The sequence below is a fragment of the Streptomyces sp. NPDC048420 genome, assembly GCF_040651535.1.
In the GTDB taxonomy this organism is placed as follows: Bacteria; Actinomycetota; Actinomycetes; order Streptomycetales; family Streptomycetaceae; genus Streptomyces.
Genome location: NZ_JBEZKG010000024.1, coordinates 1 through 18,196, shown reverse-complemented (window position 1 = coordinate 18,196; position 18,196 = coordinate 1). Strand labels below are relative to the sequence as shown.

The 18,196-nt window shown below is 66.7% G+C and carries 15 protein-coding genes and 4 pseudogenes; 10 read left to right on the top strand and 9 right to left on the bottom strand.

Going from position 1 to position 18,196, the window contains the following annotated elements:
• Positions 1–42: 42 nt before the first annotated feature.
• From AB0D34_RS36165 to AB0D34_RS36140, 6 genes are all read left to right on the top strand, one after another.
• Positions 43–612: a transposase gene (locus AB0D34_RS36165; protein WP_362669565.1), complete on the top strand. Its 570-nt coding sequence runs from the start codon at positions 43–45 to the stop codon at positions 610–612.
• A 384-nt stretch (positions 613–996) separates the two neighbouring features.
• A complete protein-coding gene (locus tag AB0D34_RS36160; protein ID WP_362669562.1) occupies positions 997–1,830 on the top strand; it encodes a hypothetical protein in 834 nt (277 codons plus the stop codon).
• Positions 1,831–2,095: 265 nt separating this feature from the next.
• Complete coding sequence (locus tag AB0D34_RS36155; protein ID WP_362669560.1) at positions 2,096–2,356, top strand: hypothetical protein; 261 nt, start codon at positions 2,096–2,098, stop codon at positions 2,354–2,356.
• Between the two features lie 5 nt (positions 2,357–2,361).
• On the top strand, positions 2,362–2,730 hold the full coding sequence (locus tag AB0D34_RS36150) for a hypothetical protein (RefSeq protein ID WP_362669558.1): 369 nt from the start codon (positions 2,362–2,364) through the stop codon (positions 2,728–2,730).
• Positions 2,731–3,104: 374 nt separating this feature from the next.
• Positions 3,105–3,716 carry a low molecular weight phosphatase family protein gene (locus AB0D34_RS36145; protein ID WP_362669556.1) on the top strand — a complete coding sequence of 204 codons (612 nt, stop codon included), beginning with the start codon at positions 3,105–3,107 and terminating at the stop codon, positions 3,714–3,716.
• A gap of 304 nt (positions 3,717–4,020) precedes the next feature.
• A complete protein-coding gene (locus AB0D34_RS36140; protein WP_362669778.1) occupies positions 4,021–4,764 on the top strand; it encodes a transposase in 744 nt (247 codons plus the stop codon).
• Between the two features lie 816 nt (positions 4,765–5,580).
• Here the strand turns inward: AB0D34_RS36140 and AB0D34_RS36135 are convergent.
• The 4 genes and pseudogenes from AB0D34_RS36135 to AB0D34_RS36120 all read right to left on the bottom strand — a co-directional run bounded on the left by AB0D34_RS36135 (position 5,581) and on the right by AB0D34_RS36120 (position 8,174).
• Positions 5,581–6,201 carry a hypothetical protein gene (locus AB0D34_RS36135; RefSeq protein WP_362669554.1) on the bottom strand — a complete coding sequence of 207 codons (621 nt, stop codon included), beginning with the start codon at positions 6,199–6,201 and terminating at the stop codon, positions 5,581–5,583.
• Positions 6,202–6,464: 263 nt separating this feature from the next.
• Positions 6,465–6,716 carry a hypothetical protein gene (locus tag AB0D34_RS36130; protein WP_362669552.1) on the bottom strand — a complete coding sequence of 84 codons (252 nt, stop codon included), beginning with the start codon at positions 6,714–6,716 and terminating at the stop codon, positions 6,465–6,467.
• A 17-nt stretch (positions 6,717–6,733) separates the two neighbouring features.
• Positions 6,734–7,737: pseudogene (locus tag AB0D34_RS36125) on the bottom strand (IS481 family transposase).
• A 71-nt stretch (positions 7,738–7,808) separates the two neighbouring features.
• Complete coding sequence (locus tag AB0D34_RS36120; protein WP_362669775.1) at positions 7,809–8,174, bottom strand: VOC family protein; 366 nt, start codon at positions 8,172–8,174, stop codon at positions 7,809–7,811.
• Positions 8,175–8,266: 92 nt separating this feature from the next.
• Here AB0D34_RS36120 and AB0D34_RS36115 point away from each other — a divergent pair, with 92 nt between their 5' ends.
• Positions 8,267–9,232: a WYL domain-containing protein gene (locus AB0D34_RS36115; RefSeq protein WP_362669549.1), complete on the top strand. Its 966-nt coding sequence runs from the start codon at positions 8,267–8,269 to the stop codon at positions 9,230–9,232.
• Positions 9,233–9,539: 307 nt separating this feature from the next.
• Here AB0D34_RS36115 and AB0D34_RS36110 read toward each other — a convergent pair whose 3' ends face one another.
• The 4 genes and pseudogenes from AB0D34_RS36110 to AB0D34_RS36095 all read right to left on the bottom strand — a co-directional run bounded on the left by AB0D34_RS36110 (position 9,540) and on the right by AB0D34_RS36095 (position 14,553).
• A complete protein-coding gene (locus AB0D34_RS36110; RefSeq protein ID WP_362669547.1) occupies positions 9,540–10,982 on the bottom strand; it encodes a polysaccharide biosynthesis tyrosine autokinase in 1,443 nt (480 codons plus the stop codon).
• A 518-nt stretch (positions 10,983–11,500) separates the two neighbouring features.
• Positions 11,501–11,905, bottom strand: a pseudogene (locus AB0D34_RS36105) (low molecular weight phosphatase family protein); the annotation flags it as partial.
• A gap of 198 nt (positions 11,906–12,103) precedes the next feature.
• Complete coding sequence (locus tag AB0D34_RS36100) at positions 12,104–13,516, bottom strand: UDP-glucose/GDP-mannose dehydrogenase family protein (RefSeq protein WP_362669545.1); 1,413 nt, start codon at positions 13,514–13,516, stop codon at positions 12,104–12,106.
• A gap of 74 nt (positions 13,517–13,590) precedes the next feature.
• Positions 13,591–14,553, bottom strand: coding sequence for a GDP-L-fucose synthase (locus AB0D34_RS36095; RefSeq protein ID WP_362669542.1), 963 nt, complete (start codon positions 14,551–14,553; stop codon positions 13,591–13,593).
• Between the two features lie 377 nt (positions 14,554–14,930).
• On the opposite strand from AB0D34_RS36095, the gene gmd reads away from it, so the two are divergent.
• A complete protein-coding gene (gene gmd / locus AB0D34_RS36090; protein WP_362669539.1) occupies positions 14,931–15,956 on the top strand; it encodes a GDP-mannose 4,6-dehydratase in 1,026 nt (341 codons plus the stop codon).
• 438 nt (positions 15,957–16,394) lie between these two features.
• Here gmd and AB0D34_RS36085 read toward each other — a convergent pair whose 3' ends face one another.
• Positions 16,395–16,703: a hypothetical protein gene (locus AB0D34_RS36085; RefSeq protein WP_362669795.1), complete on the bottom strand. Its 309-nt coding sequence runs from the start codon at positions 16,701–16,703 to the stop codon at positions 16,395–16,397.
• Here AB0D34_RS36085 and AB0D34_RS36080 point away from each other — a divergent pair.
• A pseudogene (locus AB0D34_RS36080) lies at positions 16,696–16,953 on the top strand (transposase family protein); the annotation flags it as partial. The gene AB0D34_RS36085 and the pseudogene AB0D34_RS36080 sit on opposite strands and share 8 nt — an antisense overlap.
• Positions 16,954–17,025: 72 nt before the next feature.
• A pseudogene (locus tag AB0D34_RS36075) lies at positions 17,026–18,122 on the top strand (IS3 family transposase); the annotation flags it as partial.
• Positions 18,123–18,196 lie beyond the last annotated feature (74 nt).

Genomic DNA, 18,196 nt, shown 5'->3' with positions numbered 1-18,196 from the left:
TCACACTCAGCGTGCCGCGTCCCGTGCACCTCACCGGAGAACGTGACCTCGTACGGGCAGAGATCGCCTCAACGAGGCCGGAGTCATCGATCAAGATCACGAGTACTTCTGCCAACTTCGATAGCTCTTCGGTCAGTTAAACAGCGCCTGACGAAGGTCTTGCCAGAGCCAGAAAACCCCGTACTCCGACACCAAGGTCCCGAACACCGCACGTTCGCGACCAAGGGCGAAGTCGCCCGGCGCCTGGCGCTGCGGGCACTCGCCTCCGACCTGCCCATCGGCCGGATGACCGCCGATTCCGCCTACGGCCAGGAGTGGGGACTTCACCGGATGCTGGATGAGGTCGGTGTCGGCCATGTGCTGGGGGTGCCGAAATCGCAGCGAAAGGGGGCGAAGAAACGACACGGTCGCCTCGCACCCCTCACCGTGGCAGAAGCCCGCAGACTACTGGCAACTTGCCGAACAAGGCCAACTCCCCGCCAGCACCTACGCGTTCACGCGCTGAGCTGGTCAGGGTGGCGACGCCGCCGCCAGGCCGTCGCCCGCGCACAGCGCAGAACCGTCAACCCCGCAGCTCCAGCAGGAGCAGTGAAACGCTGCTGGGAGTACTAAAGAAGGACTTTCGATAGGATAGTTATGTATATTTTCCTTCACTCGTTTGCCGCGCATCTAAGGCGAAAAAGCAGCGTTATTCGAGACATGATTGAGGAACAAGATCTGAGCCTTCAAACGTCGTGCGGGAAATTGCCGGTTCGGACTGGGGAGTCTGCCGTGCGAATGGGGTCGTACGTCTACACTCCGACCTCGGGATACCCCTCGCTCGGCACCCGCGGCACCCTCAACGAAGAGGGAGCGTCCGCCGCGCTGCGGTTGACGGAATCCGTGCTGCAGGGCTTTCTGGACAGCATGGACCGACTGGAACCTGATATCCCTCACCGCTGGGAGAACCCTGACAACCAGCGGGCTCACCACTCGGCCGAATGATCAATCTCCGTCATGAATTATGATCACTTCGACCACTTTACGGGGCAACCGGATAATCACCCCGGGCAGTTCGGCAAGTCGGGGCACGGCCAGAACTTCGCCGCAGCTGAAGCGTTCCCAGATCCCTTGGCGCCACCGGACCCGGCCTGGGATCCGGCTGAAGAACTCGCAGACATACTGCAGAGCGCCATGGAGAGCGAACACGCCTCCACCATGCCTCTATTCCGCCACGTGTCACCAGTAGCCCTCGGCAGATCCGCAGAACCCATGCACAAGATGGCGAAGGACTTGCCACGGCTCATGGCGGCTCCCAGGCGGCACCGGAAGCTGCGTGTACGCAGCTGCCTGACCGGCCCGCTTACCATCAGCAATCTGGCTGCCGCATTGGTAGCAGTCATCACCTCGATGGTGAGCGTCGTCGGCGGTATGGTCAACTACGAGCCCCTGTGGCTTGTAGCAGCTGCCCAGGCTCCGGGCAGTACGGCCTCGTTGTGGCCCCTACTGATCTATGGCCCCTGGCTGGTGGCTTCACTGTCCATCCTGCGCGCCGCACTGTATCAACGCCGTGCGGTGCACTCCTGGGCTGTAGTACTGCTTTTTTCTTCGGTTGCAGTGCTCCTGTGCATTCTCCAGGCGCCCCGGACCATCGCCGATGCGGCGGCAACAGCCCTACCGATTCTGGCCTCACTGACATGTTTGCAACAACTCGTTCGCCAGATCGCCCTGACTAGACCACCTCGCCAAACTACACCCCGGCATCGATTGCGGCTCTCCAGAAAACCCCTAATTTCTGCCAATGGCAGGCCAGTCTGCGTGGTGGCAGATGAGATTCCTCCCATCAGATAGAACAGCGGGTCCCGCCGCCGGTAGAGCATAGAGAACTTTTTCCGCTGTTTCGCAGCGCGATCCAGTGACGTTTTCTCAGTGAAATGATCTGTGCGAAGCGGTGTGAACGACCACATGCATGAGCAGGGCCGGACGGGACCCACCAGACTGCAAGCAGCCGTAAAGCCCCTGGTAGGACAGGCCTCACCACAAGATCATGTCCGAAACCACCAGAGGCTTCACGTCGGTCAACTTTTTTTGCCACGTTCGATGTCCCGCGCCCGTTGTGGACTACCTCTCTCGTCTGCCGGCCGCGCACCGGCGGCGGATCGGCACTCCGCGCGGCAGCCGTGCACTCGGTCCGTTCCGCCAAGCCGTGCCGGTCCTGCGCTGGTTCCGCGAGCGCGGCTGTGTGCACTACCTGGCCCGCGACGTCGGCGTCTTTCGGTCCACCGGCCACCGCTACCCGCACGAAGGCACCGACGCCCTCGCCGACCAGGCCTCGACCTGCCCCAAGTCCTCGACCACTGCCGACATGAGGGCCTGACCCATGTGATCCTCGACGGCACGCTGATCAAGTCCGTCCGCCTCGCCGGCGTCCGCGACAACGACAACGACAACGACAACGAACTGTGGTTCAGCCAGGAGCACAAGGCATTCGGAGGCAATGCGCAGTTCCTCTCCGCCCCGGACGGCACCCCACTGTGGGTATGCGACGTCGAGCCCGGCTCCACCCCAGACATCACCGCCGGCCGCATCCACGCACTCCCCGCGCCGACAAGGCAGCAGCCGACCGCCTACCCACCCCGGCCGACAGGGGTTACTCCGGCGCCGGGATCGGCGTCCCCGTCCCGGTCCGGCGTCCCGAGGGCCGGTTGGAGCAGGCCCTGCTCGCGGACACGCGAACTAAGAACAGCCTGATCAGAGGCATCCGTGCGCTCGACCGAGCCGGATCGGCGACATCGCGCGCGCCGCCCTCGGCCTCAACAGACTGGATGACGTCGGTCCGCCGTTTGGTCTCCCGGTTCAGCCGCTGCGGCGGGTTGGTGGACCAGCCTTGCCACTGACCACGATCCGACCTGTCCCATCAGCACCGGAACAACCAGCATGAGCGACGGCCCGCCCCCGGCACCCGTTCGAAGGGAAGTCTCACGGCCCCCAGCCTGACGGGCGATTACCCAAATGGCCCCACCGGTGTCGGCGCCTCAAGGCATTCGCATCCGAAACAGCGCTTCGATGCTCTGGAGCGCGTGCATTTCCCCGTCCAACGGAAGACACGGGTGAATACTGAGGTCATGCTCCACGGTCTCGCCCCCTCTACTGCCGCGTCGCCCGGCGTGCGCGCATCCGACTTTCGCGTACTTGTCGTGTGCACCGGCAACCTCTACCGCTCCCCTCTCGCCGAGTGTCTGCTCAGGCAACGGCTGCGCGAGGCTCGGCAAGTGATCCAATTGAGCAGTGCGGGTACCTGGGCTGTCCCGGGTACGCCCATGCCGATCACGGCGGTGTCCTTCCTCCGCGACCGCGGCGTGGATCCCTCCGGGACGAGCTCCCGCCGACTGGCGAAGGAGTTGGTCGAGGACTCGGATCTGATCCTGGGTGCCGCGACGGAGCATCGCGAGGCCGCTGTGCGACTCTCTCCCGTATGGGCGTTGGCCCGCGCTTTCACCCTCCGTGAGTTCGCCCGGCTGGTGCGCGCAGAGGACGCAGCAGGCGTGGGGGATCCGGCTGCACGGTTCGTGTCTCTCGTCCGGGGCGCGGCCGCTCGACGCGGTGCCGCGTCGAGCGGCCCGGATGATGACGACATCGACGATCCTCTTGGCGCCCCTCCTCAAGAGATGCGGGAGTGCCTGGCACGGATCGAGGATGCGGTGCACCGCATCGCCACGGCTGTGCGGACCGGATGATTCACGGTGTCGAACCGCGACGAGGCCGGCGGGAGGATGATGTCCCTCCCGTCGGCATCCCACTCGGGCCCGGCAGTCCTGTGCCGGGGAGACGCGACCGGTCCTCAGCGGTCCGGTCGGGGCGCGCGTGACACCGCAGATTGTTGCCTGTGACGGCACGAACCGATTCCGTGTCAGCAAGCGGAGAAGAATTCATTGCGGGGAGTCGCAGTCCGTGCCGGGCCCGGTTCGGTGAGGTGGCCGAGTCAGAGTGACCTGTCGGATGATTTGCTGAAAACATGCCAGAGACGCACAACTCGGCAGGCTGACTGCGGCGGCGTCGACGATGGTTTCGCGCGCCTGGACGACACACCGCACCGACTCCGCCGGCGGCACCCACGCCTTCCTCGACTGGCTCTCCAGGCCGGGCCGGTGGCTGTCGTATTCCGTCGGCATGACCATCACCGACGCCATCCACCAGGCCGTGCTGAAGATCCCGAAGAACGCATGGACGCCGGCCTACGACGCAGGCGGCACCGAGCGGCCCGGCGCCTGGGTCGCCGAGATCACCGACATTCCCGACCTGAGCACCTGGCCCAAGGGGATGCGGCTGGTTGTCCGCAAGGAACGGCCGCACCCCGGCGCCCAGTTGCGGTTCACCGACCTCGACGGGCTGCGGCTGACCTGCTTCGCGACCAACACAAGAGGCGGCCAGCTCGGCGACCTCGAACTGCGTCACCGCAGACGGGCACGCTGCGAGGACCGCATCCGAGGCGCCCGCGACACCGGTCTGCGGAATCTGCCCCTGCGCGACACCGCGCAGAACCGGATCTGGCTGGAGATCGTCTCCCTCGCACTCGACCTCCTCGCCTGGATGCCCATGCTCGCCCTGACCGGCGACACCCGCCGCTGGGAACCCAAAAAGCTCCGCCTGCGGCTGTTCTCCGCCGCCGCTCAATTCGTGCACAGCGGACGCCGCCACTGGCTGCGCTTCACGGCCCGATGGCCCTGGACCGACGTCATCACCCACGCGATCGACAGACTCCGCATCCTCCCGAACCCCGGCTGACCAGCCACTTCGACCATCCCGACAACCCTCACCACCACACCGGCGAAGTGGAACCCGGCGCACACCCGACGCGACAGCCGGGCCACCGGCCTGCCCGGCATCAGCTCCGGAAAGCAAAAGGGTCCACCGACCCCGTCGGCGGACCCTCAAGAAAGATCGAGGTTAGCGCCCGTTCCAGTATATTCCACTGCCGCGCGAAAGCCATATTATGGCCATAATCTTTCATTTTTGATGACCTGGGGCACGCGAAGGGAAGTCGCCGACAGTAGCGGTGTCCGGTTCGCGGCGCAGGGAACGAACATTCCTTTCCAGCACTTCGATCATGTGGCGGCGCCGACGCAATTCAAGGACGTCGACACGCCACATCCGCCCAAGCGGAGGTGACCCCAAGAGGGATCCCACGGCACAGACACCAGCACAGATGAGCAATGCCCAAAGAGCGGTGTTCAACACGGTCTTTTCCTCCGTCTTCCTGATGGCTGTGCTTCGAATCTCCGCAGGCGGTGTAGCGCACCAGGGATTCGCTGCACACGAATAACGCGGACACGCATGCAGAGTGACGGAAGGGACACGAAACACCCCGCAGAGGCTAACGGGATGACTGGCCTTACATCCCACATATGTGCCTGCATTCGGGTTATCGGGTTCCTGGTGTCCCATGACGAGGACTCGACCGAACTACGGGCAAAGACGGCGACGGCCGACAGCCGGTGCCCACACTGCGCCGTAGAGCAGGCACAGGGAGAGGTCCGTTGCTGTCGGCCGTCGCACAGTTACTGTCGCAGGCGTCACAGCCGCACGATGGACTCGCGTCGGTCAGCCGCGCTTGGCCCGCCTGGTGAGAAAGACCGCCCCGCCACCGAGGAGGAGCAGTCCGGCAGCACCACCCGCCAGGAGGGCCGAGCGTTCCCCACCGGTGTGGGCGAGGTGCGGCCTGCCGCCGTGGTTGTGGCCAGGCTCACTGCCGTGGTGGTGGCCGGGGTCGCCGCCGGGGTCGCCGCCGTGGTCGTGGCCGGGGTCGCCGCCGTGGTCCTGCCCGGGGTCGCCGAGCACGGTGAGCTCGGTCGACAGATTGCGCTCCGGGTTCTCAGCCCTGAGCAGGAACCGGTGCTCGCCCGGCTTGGTCCTCTCGGGAATGGTGACAGTTCCCTCCACCGCGCCGGTTGCGTCGGCCTCGAAGTGGCCCAGAATTACGACCTTGGACGCGAGGGCGGCGACTACGTCCTGTTCGGCCTGGAAACCCGTTCCCCGGAAATCGACCTCGTCCCCCGGCTCGACAGCCGTGGGATCGATGGTCAGGTTCGGGACAGGGGGCGGATAGGCGGCTGGATACGGATCGGCAAAGGCGGGTTGAGCCCCGAGCACTGGTACGACGGCCAGGGCAGCGGACGCTGCTGTGGCCGCGAGTACGGCACGCCATTTTGATGACGCCGTCATCGCATTTCACGCTCCTCGAATGGGATCAGGCCGACGCCATGGCGCGACCCGCGAGCACGGTATATCCATATATGGCACTAGAAGACGTGGCATAACAGCTGTTAGTGGATAAGAGTCCATCTGGCGTACGAAGATCACCGGATCGACGCCACGTCGCCTGAGACCGCCAGGGCCGTAACACCCCTACTGACGCGTCGAGTTGCTGTTCCGGCTCTCCGAGAGGCCTGGCAGGGCTCCTATTGCCCGGCGGTCCGGCGTACCAGCTACCGAAAGACGGCCAGCGCCGCGCTGACCGGGAGAACCACGGCGGAGACGCCGGTCAGGGTCTTCGGTGCCCCGCAGATGCACAGCACCACGGCCATGATGGAGAAGAACAGCACGACGCACCACGCGTGTGCGGCAGGGCGACGGTGCAGGGCGGACCGCGGGATCGCCAGCAAGGCGACCGCCCAAGGCCTGTAGACCATCAGCGGCCACCAGCGGTCCACGCCGAAGCGGGCGGGGCCGGCGGGCACCACCTCGGGAGCGGGCCCTAGTTGTATGAGGCCCCGACGTTGGTGACTCTCGCGGAGGCGTGCCGCTGGCGGCTTTCCGGCGGCAGCGCTATGCGGCCGGTGGGTAGTTGTAGTGGATGTTCCACACTGCGATCGCGGCTGACCAGGCGTCCTCGCTGGTGAACTCGCGGGCGTAGAGGACTTCCTCGGCCATGATGCGCTGGTAGCGCTCCATCTTTCCGTTGTGTCGAGGTGTGTATGGCTTGGTTCTCTGATGCCGGGTGCCTTGCCCGACGATGCGGGCGAAGTCGCCGGAGCGGTAGCAAGCGCCATTGTCGGTGACGACCCGGTGGATATGGTTGATGCCGTGGGCGGCGAACCAGACCTTCGCCCGGGCGAGGAAGGCAGCAGCCGTAGCGCCCTTCTCATCGCCCAGCGGTTCTGTGTAGGCGAGCCGTGAGAAACCATCGACGACGGAGTGCAGGTAGACGTAGCCGCGCTTCGCCCCGGCCGACTTCGCCCGACTGGCGACCTTGGCCTGATCGCTGTCCCGGCCGTGGATCCGCCACCCACCGCCATCAGGGATCCGGCCGACCTTCTTCACATCCAGGTGCACCATGTGTCCGGGCCAGCGGACGGTGATCTTCCCCGGCTTCCGGTTGTTCTCGCCGCCTGGGTCGATGAAGCGGCGTTTGCCGAGGCCGAGCCGGGTCAGGTGTCGGCTGACAGTCCGCCGGTCGATCACAAAACCGATGCTCACAAGTTCGTCGGTGATCCGTTGCGCGGACCACTTGTGCTCGCGGCGCCAGGACTCGATCTGCTCGATGACCCACGCTGGTGTCGCGTTCGGACTCCAGTGCGGGCTCGACGGCCGGTCTTGCAGTCCCGCATCACCGTGTTGCCGCCAGCGATTTACCCACTTGCTGGCGCATGCACGGGAGATACCCATTTCAGCGGCGACGTGGGCGATGGGACGTGTCTGGCACCGCTTCACGAGCCGCCTACGGCCCTCGCCGCTCAGGGGCGCGTTCGCGTTGGGCACTCGTCGTCCTCTCGAGGTCAGACGACGGCAGGCGCGACACCTGTCGTGGGCGCCTGCCGCATTGCGGCCTTTCAGTCCTGCGGTGCGACGCGGATACGGTTCCCGTCAGGATCGGCTGCGAGGAAGGTCAGCCCGAACCCCGCATCATGAGGCTCGTGCAGGATCGTGACCTCCTTGGACTTCCAGTGCTTGAAGATCGCATTGAGCTCGTCGGGCCCACCGTCGATGGCCAGGCACACCTCACTGGTACGCGGGACGTCCGGTGACAGATCCTCGAACTGGCCAGACCACAGAGCGAGGTCAGCGCCTGGCCCGAGGCCGAAGGTGATGTATCCCGGAGTCTCGAACGACGGCCTCATGCCGAGGAGGCCGCCGTAGAAACGAGCTGCGGCGGGCGCGTCGTTCACATAGACGATGGACACGACGGATGTGGTCATGGTTGTTCCTTCTCCCAGGTCGTAGGTACGCATCCACCAGCCTGATCGGGATATGCGCCGTATCCTGTCGCAATTTTTGAAACACTTGGTGGGTGACGCCAGACCGCTTCTTCTCCCTGATGCTGCTCCTCGAATCGAGGGATGCCGTCACCACACAGGAACTCGCCTCGGCGCTCGGGGTGTCCCTTCGCACCATCACCCGGGACCTGAACTGGCTCCGCGACGCCGGCCTGTCGGTGACCGCACAACGGGGCCGCCTCGGAGGCGTGAGCCTGCTGCCCGGTTCCGGGCTCGACCTCACGCGACTCACACCGGACGAGCGTGATCACCTCTCGCTCACCGGTCTGGACGAGAAGCAGCGTGCGGAGCTCGACGCATCCGCCGAAAGCCGGCGCGCCCTCGCCAAGATCGTCGCCACACCGTCACGTCGAGGTCATGAGCTCCTGCCCCTCACCGACGTGGTGCACGTGGACAGCCGCCCCTGGCTCCGGACACGAGCTTGTGGCACGACTCCGGCTTCGCTGCTCGGCCCGGTGCGGCGAGGCCGCCGACTACGGATCGAGTACGACAGCCCACGCGCGTCACACCCACGCGAGCGGGTCGTGGATCCCTACGGGCTGTTCGCCAAGGCCGGCATCTGGTATCTCATCGCCGACCGCGCCCAAGTGCCGCGGATGTACCGACTCGAACGGATCACGACGTGGAAAGAAGTCGACCAGCCGCGACGGATCCGCGCGAACCAGACCCTGGCCACCGTCGCCGCAGCGCTCATTGACCAGTGGGAACACCAGCATGCGATCGAGGTCAGCGCCACCATCGACCAGACCCAGATCGAGCGAGCGCGACGGATCTTCGGCCAACGACTCGTCCGGGACGACCACGAAGACTCCGCCACCGGCCACAAGGTGACGATCCGCTTCCCGCACCTGGAGGACGTACGAGCACTACTGCCGTTCGGGAGCGCCATCACTGTGCACGGCCCCACCGAAGCCAGAGCCCACCTCCGCGCCCTCGCCACCGACCTCGCCCACCACTACGCGCCCTCACCCACGCCCTGACCCGCAACACCTAGTCAGCGATGCTGCCGACCACACCGCCAAGGCGGCGATGGCGGTCGCCGGCCGCGGCGATCAGAAAGCCGACGGCCTGCTGGGCATTGCCATGCACGCCACAAGCAATCGGCTGCGAACCGAGTGCGAAGCCCGCGCGACAAGGGCGTCACGGAAAGCAGGCCGCAGGGCCACACGGCTGACAGATGGCCGGAAAATCCTGCATCGCCCGAACGTAGGGGCGTCACCAGTCGTCACCTGACCGGCACGACAACCCGGCAGAGCACCGCTGCATGGGCCGCCGTGCTCTGCCTGCTCATTTCTCACCCACGAGATCCATAGGCGAAGCCGCTCCCTTGGGAGCCGAGATACGGGGTGAGGGCAGTTCGCCGTACTCCCCATAGGTGTCGTACTGGTCGCCTTTGGGAGCCGCGGCCATGTTGAAGACGGTGCCGAGGACGCGGCCGCCCACGCGATCCAGTGCCTCGACGGCGGTGCGGACCTGGTCGCGGTTGGTCTTCGAGGCGCGGACGACGAGCAGGGTGCCCTGGGCCAGCGGGGCGAGTCCGATGGTGTCGGCGACCGGCAACAGCGGCGCGGTGTCGACGATGACCACCTCGTACTTTTTCGCGAGGTCCTGCAGGATTTCGTTCATCCGAGCCGAGGCGAGCAACTCGGTGGGGTTCGGCGGCACGGCACCGCCCGCCAGCACAGATAGCCCGTTGCCGACCTGTTGCATCACGTCCTCGGCACGGGCCTGTCCGATGAGCACGGTGGTCAGTCCAGCGTCCTGGACGAGGCCGAAGGTCCTGGCCACGCACGGGCGGCGCAGGTCGGCGTCGACCAGACAGGTGGAGACACCCGCCTCGGCCAGGGAGAGGGCCAGGTTGACCGAGGTGTTCGTCTTGCCCTCGCCGGGCAGCGAACTGGTCACCATGATGATCCGGGGACGGTCGTCGACCTGGGCGAACTGCAGATTGGTGCGCAGTTTGCGGAAGGCCTCGGCGCGCTTGGAGTGAGTGGCGGCGGTGATGAGAGGCTGTGCGGGGGCGCTCTTGTCGTACGGAATGACTCCGAGGCCCGGCAGACCGGTGAACTCGCCGAGCGTCTGGCTGGTCTTGAGAGTGGTGTCGAGGGTCTCGCGCAGAACGACGAGTCCGGCGGCCAGCAGCAGTCCGACGAGCGCTCCGCCGGCCAGGTTGAGCAACGGGCGCGGCGAGACGGGATCGGCGGGCGCGACCGCGTGCTCGGTGACGCCCAGCGATACAGGTGAGACGAGGGCAGGCGCATCGTGTTCGGCCGCCGCCACCTGGTCCGGGCTGGGCGTCTCCAGCCGCTCCACGACGGCGCTGAACGACGCCGCGACGGCGTTGGCGACGCTCGCGGCACGCTGGGGATCGGTGTCCCGGACGGTGATGTTGATGAGCACCGTGTTGAGCGGGGCCTCGGCGGTGATCCGGGATGCCAGCTCCTCCGGTGTGGTGCGCAACTTCAGCTCACGCACCACGGGACCGGTCACCTGACGGGTCGGCACGATGGCAGCGTATGACTGCACGCGCGCCTGCGAGAACGTCTGCCCCTGGCTTAGTTGAGTGGTGTCCTCGCCGGAGCGAGTGGCGACGAAGAGCTGAGTGCTGGCCGCATAGACGGGGGTCATCAGGTTCGTGACGGCGAACGCCGCCCCGACCGCGAGACCCATGCAGACCGCGACGGTCAGCCACCGTCTGACAAGAGCCTTCAGGAATCCGTGGAGATCCAAGCTGCACCCCTCATAAGACCGAGGAAACCACCAAAAGCAGAGGTTTGTTCCCTATGTACCTGGCTGAACATAGGGGGTGATCCGGCTCGATCCAGGGAGCCACCCCAATGTCGGGCCGACAAACCGCCCTGGAGGCAGACGCCCTGCCCGCATCACACGCGTCAGCGGTCGATGTCGCCGCCATGGCGGAGCGAGCGACATACCATGCGGTGACTTCCTGCAGAGTCGAACTCGGCCACGCGTCTACACGCTGGATGTGGAGCTGCCGGCACAACACAGCCGTACTCTGATGCTCCGCCGCCTCCAGCCGGTCGGCGGCCGGTCTCCACGGTGTGGCGCCAGCCGCTGGTCACGCTGCTGCCTGCCCGCTTCGAGCCAGCCCCCGCCTGCGACGGCTGACCGGGACACGCCTCACGCAGGCCACACGGCCGCTGAATCCGCTCCACCAACCCTTCGAGCTGGACGAAGCAGGCCGCCACCCCTCGGGAGGCGCACCGATCGGGTCGTCGACGTCGTCGTCATCGCCCCTGGCCGGGCACTGCGGCAGGTCGTCGAGCGGCCGCACCCTGGACAGGAGCCTCGAACCGTCCGGCCGGATACTCTAGGCTGGCGGCACCCCCTGCTTGCACCCGCCGGGCGAACTCGTAGATGGTGAAAGCACGGGACATCGCCCGCACTGGGGACAGCCGCGCGGCGGCCTCACGATGCTCCGTTGCAGCCCCCAACACCAGATCAGCACTGTCGACCATCTCCGCCGTCAGGCGGCGGGAGACCTCCCCCGAGGTATCGGCACCGCTCCTGGCGGGAAAGGACGCGGCCGCGGCCGCCAGGGGCCCGCCCGGGACGGCCTGTGTACCCGCACTGCTCAGTTGGATCGCCCGCTCTATCCCGAACAGCCGCTGCCTCAGCAGGCCCTCAGCAAAGGGGGAGCGGTAGAGATGGCCCTAGATATAGGACATGGCGCCAGTATTCACCCACCTCTACCTGCCGCCGGGGCGATCGCCTTCCGGACGGCTCCATCCTGACCACGGTGGCTCCATCGGGGTGATACCGGGCCGTATCTGGTCATGCAGTTCAAGCTGGTCGGCTATATCGGCAGGAGTCGCTCCCTCCTCGCTACCTCAACTCGACACCGTCGGCCGGCCGACGCTCATGTACGTGAAGCCCAACCCGGCCATCACCTGCGGGTCGAGCAGGTTGCGGCCGTCAAGGATCAGAGGGGTCCGCATCACCGTATGAGCCCGACCCCACGGCACTTCGGCAAGCTCAAGCCACTCGGTGACGATGATCGCGGCGTCCGCCCCCTCAAGGGCGGCCAGCGGCGTCTCGTGCCGTGTCGTCGACGTCCACGGCTCGACGGGGCCGGGCTGGGCCATCGGATCCCAACAGCGCACGATGGCACCCTCGGCCAGCAGCCGCCCGGCGATGATCACGCTCGGTGCCTCGCGCATGTCATCCGTGCAGGGCTTGAAGGTCATACCGAGCAGAGCCACCGTACGGCCGCGCAGACCACCCAGTTCGTCCTTCAGGCGCTGGACGTGACGGCGTGGCTGAAGCTCGTTGACCTCGATGACCGAGGTCAGGAGCTGGAAGGGGTAACCGTTGTTGGTCGACAGGGCGCGCAGTGCACGGCTGTCCTTGGGGAAGCAGGAGCCGCCGTAGCCCAGGCCGGCCTTCATGAAGTGGGAGCCGATGCGCGGGTCCATGCCAATCGCGGCGGCAACGTGGCTGATGTCGGCACCGGTTGCCTCGCACACCGTGGCCAGCTCGTTCACCAGGGAAATCTTCGTAGCCAGCGCGGCGTTCGCGCCCAGCTTCGTCAACTCGGCGGACGGGACGTCCATGAAGACGACCTTCCCGTCGACGCCGTCATGCAGTTCCGCGATGAGCTTCGCCGTGTCGTCGTCCCAGGTCCCCACCACCACGCGGTCGGGGTGCATGAAGTCGCGGACCGCCTTGCCCTCCGCGGTGAACTCCGGGTTGGAGGCGTAGCCGACGTGCTCAAGGTCGGCTTCATCGAGCGCTTGACGGATACGCTGACCGGTGCCGACCGGCACGGTTGATTTCACAACCACCGCAGCCAGGTGCGACGCGCTCTTCAGTACGTCGATCACGGCGAAGACGCGGGACAGGTCGGCGTCGCCGGACGGTGTCGGCGGTGTGTCGACGCACACGTATACGATTTCGGCTTCCCTCACCGCCTCATCGGCGTCCAGGGTGAAGGCCAGCCGCTCCTTGTTCCGGGCGATCATGTCGCCCAACTCGGGCTCATAGATCGGAACGCCGCCCTCGTTCAGCCGTTGGATTCGTTCCGGCACGATGTCCCGCACGGTCACCGTGTGTCCGAGTTCGGCGAGGCAGGCTCCCGTCACCAAGCCGATGTATCCGGCGCCGAAAACTGCGACAGAGCGTTTCATCGTGAGGCGATCCTTTTCTCGCGGCGCATCTCGGCGCGCTCGGCAAGGGGCGGACGAGCGCGGAACAGGTCCCCACGCTAGCGAGATCCCACCCGGTTTCCGGACGGACGCTCCCATGGCTCAGCGTGTAACCCTCTCTCGCCTCGTTCCTCCCATACAGGGGCCGGGCCCTTTACTCAGGGAGCTGCCGGTCAGTGCCGGAGAGCACTGGAACCGAGATTCTCCACGTACCAGGCGTACGTCTGGGTGAGTCCCTCCCGAAGCCCGACAAGGGGCGCCCAGCCCAGCGCGGAGAGCCGGGAGACGTCGAGGAGCTTGCGCGGGGGGCCGTCCGGCTGGCTCGGATCCCAATCGATGGCTCCCCGATACCCAACGGCCTCCGCCACCATCTCTGCCAGTTCACGGATGGTCAGGTCAGTGCCCATGCCGACATTCACCGGCTCGACCGCGTCATGGTGCTCCAGCAGGTGCAGGCACGCCCGAGCCAGGTCGTCCACGTGGAGGAACTCTCTGCGTGGTGTGCCGCTGCCCCAGTTCACCACGCGCCGCGCCCCCGACTCCTTCGCCTCGTGAAAGCGCCGGATCAGGGAGGGCAGCACATGGGAGTGCTCGGGATGGAAGTTGTCGCCGGGTCCGTACAGATTGGTCGGCATGGCGGAGATCCACGGCAGACCGTACTGCCGCCGCACCGCCTGCACCTGCAGGATGCCGGCGATCTTGGCGATGGCATAGGCGTCATTGGTCGGCTCCAGCGGGCCCGTCAGCAACGCTTCCTCCCGGATGGGCTGCTCGGCGAACTTGGGGTAGATGCAGCTGGACCCCAGGAACAGCAGCCGCTCAACTCGCTGCTCCAGGGCGGCGTCCAGCACATTGACCTGGATCCGTAGATTGTCGGAGAGGAACTCGGCGGGCCGGGTGGCGTTCGCCTTGATCCCGCCCACCCGCGCTGCCGCGAGAACGACCACCTCCGGCCGGGTGTCCGAGAACCAGTCGAACACGGCCCGGCGCTCGCGCAGATCCAAGTCGGCGGAGCCGGGCCCCATCACATCGGTGAACCCTTCCCGGACCAGCTCTCTCCACACGGCCGAACCGGCAAGTCCGTTCCTCCCTGCCACGAAGACACGGGAGGAACGGTCCAGGGGGCGGTGGACCATGGGCGTTGCTCCTTCTTCGCTGATGCTGCGGTGCTGCGGCGCGACGGCGTCGGGCACGGGTGTCCTGCTCCGTCCGACGGCGAAAAGCTTCCTCGTTCTGCCCGCACCGGTGCGGAAGGCGCGCACGGATCACGGCATCCGAGTGAATGCGAATCGCTGGCACGGCTTTTCCGAAGCGGGTTTCGTATGCTGGGCCAGGCGTTTCGATTCAGCCGCTATCGAGCCCTCGATCCGCCTTCTCGGCGGCTTCTCCGACGAGATATTCCATTCGGATCCTTCGCTGTCAGCGTGCTCGTCCGGCCCTTTCCACCGGATTGACCGCCCGACCATTCCCCCTTCCGGTTCAACTCCCCGCCCCTTCAGTAAAAGGAGTGCGCGTGACGGTCAAGACCGCGCTCATCACCGGCATTACCGGCCAGGACGGCTCCTACCTCGCAGAGTTGCTGCTTCAGAAGGGATACATGGTGCACGGCATCGTCCGCCGCGCCTCCACCTTCAACACGCAACGCATCGAGCATCTTTACCAGGATCCGCACGACCCGCAGGCGCGTCTCTTCCTGCACTACGGCGACCTCACCGACGGGACCCGGATCGCCGGCCTGCTCGAGCGGCTGCAGCCCGACGAGGTCTACCACCTGGCCGCACAGTCGCATGTACGCGTGTCCTTCGACGAACCAGAATTCACTGGCAATACCACCGGCCTCAGCACCACCCGACTGCTCGAAGCCATCCGGGCGACGGGCCTGCCGTGCCGCTTCTACCAGGCCTCGAGCTCCGAGATGTTCGGCGCCACACCCCCGCCCCAGAACGAGGACACCCCTTTTCACCCCCGTTCGCCCTACGGCGTCGCCAAGGTCTACGCCTACTGGTTGACCCGCAACTACCGCGAGGCCTACGGCATCCACGCTGTCAACGGCATCCTGTTCAACCACGAATCCCCTCGCCGGGGCCCGACGTTCGTCACCCGGAAGGTTGCCGCGGCCGCCGCCCGCATCAAGGCGGGTCTCCAGAGAGAGGTTTACATGGGCAATCTGGACGCTCGACGCGACTGGGGCTACGCGCCCGAGTACGTGGAGGCGATGTGGCGCATGCTGCAGCAGGACCAGCCCGACGACTACGTCGTCGCCACCGGCACCAGCTATAGCGTCCGCGACTTCGCCGAGTACTGCTTCGCCCACGTCGGGCTCGAGTGGCGCGACCACGTCCGGTTCGACGAGCGATACCTGCGTCCGTCCGAGGTCGACGACCTGGTGGGGGACCCGTCCAAGGCGCGGCGGGTCCTCGGTTGGCGTCCGACGGTGCTCGCCCCGGAACTCGCCGGGCTGATGGTCGACGCGGAACTGGCCGGGCTGAGGTGGGCTCCCGCCGCACGGACAGACAAGGTGTCCGTCCAGGCAACGTGATGGCAATCAGGACCACCGCACCGATCACCGACGCCGCGACGCCTCACGGGAACTGCAGGCTCGCGTTCGCCGACGGGCGGGAAATCGCGGCCACTGTGGTGTTGGGCGGCCAGCGATTGCCATCGCCAGTCCGGACAAGCACCGATCCGCCTGCTGCTGCGCCCCCTGCTGTCCGGCGGGCGATGGCGTTCCTGCGATCGACACCCACGCCGAAACGTCCACGAGGCCGCCGTCATCGACACACTCGCCGGGCACCTGGCCACCGAGGCGTTCCCCACCACGCCTGCACCACCGGCACCTGCTGGCGTGGCTGCGTTCCCACGGCCGGGTCCTGGTGGTGGGCACGGAGGGCACCGGATCCTTCGGTGCCGAACTCGCCCGGTGGCCGGGCGCCAATCAGATCGCCGTGATCGAGGTGGACCGACCCGACCATCGAGCTCACCACGCCGCAGGCAAATCCGACGCCGTCGACGCTGTGCCGCCGCCACCGCGGTGCTCTCCGGCTGCGCCAGCGGCACCCCGAAGGACCGCGACGGCACGGTCGAGGCAATCCGCGCCCCTGCGTGCGATCCGCGCCAGCGCCGTCAAGGCCCGCCCCCAGACCACCAACCAGATCAGATCACTGAGCTTCTTCGAGTTGGTCACCAAAACAGGTGACGGTCCATGCCGCGCAACGAGCGAGGCCCCCGGGCTGTTGATCGAGACGTCTGACGTCTCAACCACGCTGCTGGGGGCCTCGTTGGTCATCTATCCTGCCGCAGTCGACCTGCCGCATGCGCCGGTGGAGTGGGTGACCATGCTCGTCGTCACCCGCGAGGGTGACCGGCGCTGCAAGCTCCGCCCGTCTCCGCGTGCCATGGTGGCACTGGCGTACCTGCGCGAACACACCACCCTGGCGGAGATCGCTGCCGGGTTCGGGATCCGCGAGTCCACCGCCCACGCATACACCAGCGCGGTCATCCACCTGCTCACCGAGCGTGCGCCGGGCCTGCTGAAGGGGGCCTCCCCCTGAGTGGTGGACACGCTGATACTGGATCTGCTTGATCCGGAGGAAGCGAGAAGACCGCCGATGGCGATGAAGGACTATTCGGACGAGTTCAAGGCCGATGCTGTGGCCCTGTACGAGTCCACGCCCGGGGCGACCTACAAGAGCATCGCCGTTGACCTGGGCATTAACAGGGCGACGCTGCGTGAGTGGGTGCTGCGGGACCGGGAGCGTCGCGGCATCGCCCCCGCGCCGGCCCGGTCAGGTGGGGCCGCGCCGGCCCGGGCAGGACAGCCGGCACCGTCCGCCGACCCGGACGAGCGGATCCGGCAGCTGGAGGCCCGGGTGGCCGAGCTTGAGGCGAGCGAGCGGAAGCTGGCCACTGAGCGGGACATCCTGCGCAAGGCGGCCAAGTATTTCGCCGGGGAGACGAACTGGTGAACCGCTTCCATTTCGTCCACGACCACCGGGACGCCTTCGGCGTGAAGCGGTTGTGCCAGGTGCTGGGCGTGAACCGGTCCAGCTACTACAAGTGGCGGGACGGGGCCGACGCGCGGACCGCGCGGCAGGCCGCCGACCGGGCCCTGGCCGAGCGGATCCGCGCCGTCCACGCCGACTCCGACGGCGCCTACGGCTCTCCGCGGATCACCGCCGAGCTCCGCGCCGACGGCCGGAAGATCAACGAGAAGCGGGTGGCCCGCGTGATGCGCAAGTTCTCCATCCAGGGCATACGCCTGCGCAAACGGGTCCGCACCACGGTCCCCGAGCCGTCGGCGACACCGGTCCCGGACCTGTTCCAACGGGACTTCACCGCCCCCGCGCCCGGCATCAAGTACATGGGCGACATCACCTATCTCCCCACCGAGGATGGCCAGTTCCTCTACCTGGCCACCGTCCTGGACTGCTTCAGCCGCCGGGTGGCCGGCTGGTCCATCGCCGCCTACATGCGCACCGAACTCGTCGCCGACGCCCTGCGGATGGCAGCCGCCACCCGCGGCGGTCTGAGCGGCGCCGTCTTCCACTCCGATCACGGCGCCCAGTACACATCGCGTGAATTCGCCGAGCTCTGCGGCAAGTTGGGCGTGACCCAGTCCATGGGCGCGGTCGGCACCTCCGCCGACAACGCCGCCTGCGAGAGCTTCCACGCCACCCTCAAGCGGTGTCGGCGTACACGTGAACGTGCCCAGTCACGTACGGATGAACGTGCTCAGTTCGTGAGGTGCTGGGAGCCGGCGCCGGGCAGTCTGCTGCTTGA

Coding starts and splice junctions, on each gene's coding strand:
- AB0D34_RS36160 (WP_362669562.1), top strand. CDS start 997: ATGAATTATGATCACTTCGACCACTTTACGGGGCAACCGGATAATCAC.
- AB0D34_RS36145 (WP_362669556.1), top strand. CDS start 3,105: ATGCTCCACGGTCTCGCCCCCTCTACTGCCGCGTCGCCCGGCGTGCGC.
- AB0D34_RS36135 (WP_362669554.1), bottom strand. CDS start 6,201: ATGACGGCGTCATCAAAATGGCGTGCCGTACTCGCGGCCACAGCAGCG.
- AB0D34_RS36120 (WP_362669775.1), bottom strand. CDS start 8,174: ATGACCACATCCGTCGTGTCCATCGTCTATGTGAACGACGCGCCCGCC.
- AB0D34_RS36100 (WP_362669545.1), bottom strand. CDS start 13,516: ATGGGAGCGTCCGTCCGGAAACCGGGTGGGATCTCGCTAGCGTGGGGA.
- AB0D34_RS36095 (WP_362669542.1), bottom strand. CDS start 14,553: ATGGTCCACCGCCCCCTGGACCGTTCCTCCCGTGTCTTCGTGGCAGGG.
- AB0D34_RS36085 (WP_362669795.1), bottom strand. CDS start 16,703: ATGACCAACGAGGCCCCCAGCAGCGTGGTTGAGACGTCAGACGTCTCG.